The sequence below is a fragment of the Halobaculum sp. EA56 genome, assembly GCF_051195075.1.
GTDB lineage: Archaea > Halobacteriota > Halobacteria > Halobacteriales > Haloferacaceae > Halobaculum.
The window spans coordinates 1-996 of the sequence record NZ_JBNTJX010000109.1; the positions used below are offsets into that span (position 1 = coordinate 1).

At 55.7% G+C, this 996-nt stretch carries 2 protein-coding genes; both read right to left on the reverse strand.

Annotation, left to right across the window (positions count from 1 at the left end; all coding sequences use genetic code 11):
* Positions 1-195 precede the first annotated feature (195 nt).
* Positions 196-756, reverse strand: a complete 561-nt coding sequence (locus ACQUQ1_RS22410; protein WP_435066386.1) for a TATA-box-binding protein — start codon at positions 754-756, stop codon at positions 196-198.
* A gap of 75 nt (positions 757-831) precedes the next feature.
* The coding region (locus tag ACQUQ1_RS22415; RefSeq protein WP_435066387.1) for a DUF1931 domain-containing protein at positions 832-996 on the reverse strand (165 nt) is incomplete at its 5' end.

Here is a 996-nt window from a genome sequence, read left to right on the forward strand (position 1 = left end):
TCGAGAGCAGGCGTGTTCTCGATGGCCGATGCAATCCGCTCGTTCAGCTCCTGCACTGAAAGAACATCCCCGGAGCGGACTTCATCTCCCTCGCGTTCAGCATCGGCCATCGATTCGCCTTAAAAAGTGGACAGGAGAGACAAAAATGTACCCCCCAGTGGCAGCAAATCCGACTACCGGTTTCGAGTCCCCAAATTAGTCCAGTAACCCGAGATCGTTGAGCTGGTCTTCGATCTTCGTGAGGGCTCGTTCGGCGTCGTCAAGTTGCTTGCCGCCAGTGATGACGAGCTTCCCACTGCCAAAGAGGAGTGCGACAACGTCCGGATCGTCGAGACGGTAGACGAGTCCGGGGAACTGCTCTGGTTCGTATTCGATGTGTTCGAGCCCCAAGCCGATCGCAATCGCATTCAAATTGAGTGTGTGGTCGAGATCGGCACTTGAGACGATATTCTGGATTTCAATCGCTGGCGAAGCAGCGACATCGACGCCCAACTCGCGGAGTTCGTCGAAGACATCCTCAAGGGCCGTCGTCACGTCGTCAACGCTTTTCGCACCCGTGCAGACGACTTTTCCCGAGCGGAAGATGAGTGCTGCGGCTTTTGGGTCGTGCATCCGATACACGAGACCTGGGAAGTTATCGGGATCGTAGTCGGTCGCTCCTAGGTCTTCGGAGAGCGTTTCAAGATCGAGTTCCTGGCCGATATCGGACGATGCAACCACGTTCTCGACTTGAATTGACTCCGTTGTGACACTCATTACTGTACCTTCCAGTCACGAGCCTCTTAAAACAGGCAGTGAGTTCGAGCGGCGGAGTGGTACGTTCCGGGCGACCTAGAGATCGCGGGGCTGGACAGTTTTCCGATCGTTTGCCTCGGCACGCCGGATTGCATCTTCGAGCACTTCAGTTACCTCGTCATCTAGCGCCTCGTAGAAATCCGCCGAGACGTTGTGGTCGTTGAGCGCTTCTTTCACGGCCGATTTGACGATCAGGTCTGC